This window comes from Actinoplanes sp. ATCC 53533 (assembly GCF_003947245.1).
In genome coordinates this window covers 1-891 of sequence record NZ_QHHV01000570.1, presented here as the reverse complement: position 1 = coordinate 891, position 891 = coordinate 1, and the positions used below count along the sequence as shown (strand labels likewise).

Below are 891 nucleotides of genomic sequence, written 5' to 3'. Positions count from 1 at the left end.
GTACTCCTGAGTCCACACAACCCAGGCGAACCCTCACCGGGCGACCGCCGTTACGCATCGTCACCCTCACGCGGGACCACAACACCAGCCTCCACCGCGTTCTGAGTAGGGCTCCCGGTAACGGCAGAATTGACTTTGCTCTGCTGCCCTATTGGAAACACCTCCGCTCTGCTTCCCAATTGGAAACACCCTCCGCTCTGCTTCCCCATGGGAAACACCCCTTCGGCCGGCCCTCGGGCATCAACAGCGGAACCCGGATGCCTCCATCCGCTGTTTCCAATAGGGAAGGACCCTGTTGCCTAATTCTGTCTAGGCGGCGAGGGTGAGATCGAGTCTGCTCAGGTGGGTGGTTCGGGTGCGTTGGAGGGGTGTGTTTGGGCTGCCGCGCGTTTTCCGGACAGTGCTTTTAGCGTGTTTTCACGCCGCTAATGTGTTGTCCGTGCGTCCGCTGAGAATTTCGTACGGCGTCTTATAGCCGAGCGCCGAGTGGATCCTTTGGCGATTGTAGTACAGTTCGACATAGCGCACAATAGCGTCTCGTGCGTGGGCTTTCGTCGGGAAGACGGTCCGGTTGACCATCTCATTTTTCAGGCTGGCATTGAACGATTCTGCTAGGGCGTTGTCCCAGCAGACCCCCGTACGGCCGACCGAGGACCGCAGACCGAGTTTCTTCAGCGTCCGGCGATACTCGTGCGACATGTATTGGCTGCCGCGATCAGAGTGGAAGATCGCACCTTTCGGTATGGTGATGTTACGGGCCGCCATCTCAATAGCGTCGACGACCAACTCGGTGCGCATGTGGTCCGCGACCGCCCAACCGACGACTGCCCTGGAGTAGCAGTCGATCACCGTCGCCAGGTAGATCCAGCCCTGCCACGTGTGCACGTACGT

At 59.6% G+C, this 891-nt stretch carries 1 protein-coding gene; it reads right to left on the bottom strand.

Translation table 11 applies throughout. The features are described 5' to 3' along the window. Positions 1-417: 417 nt before the first annotated feature. A partial coding sequence (locus DMB66_RS60075) for an IS3 family transposase (protein ID WP_125812715.1) occupies positions 418-891 on the bottom strand: 474 nt, incomplete at its 5' end.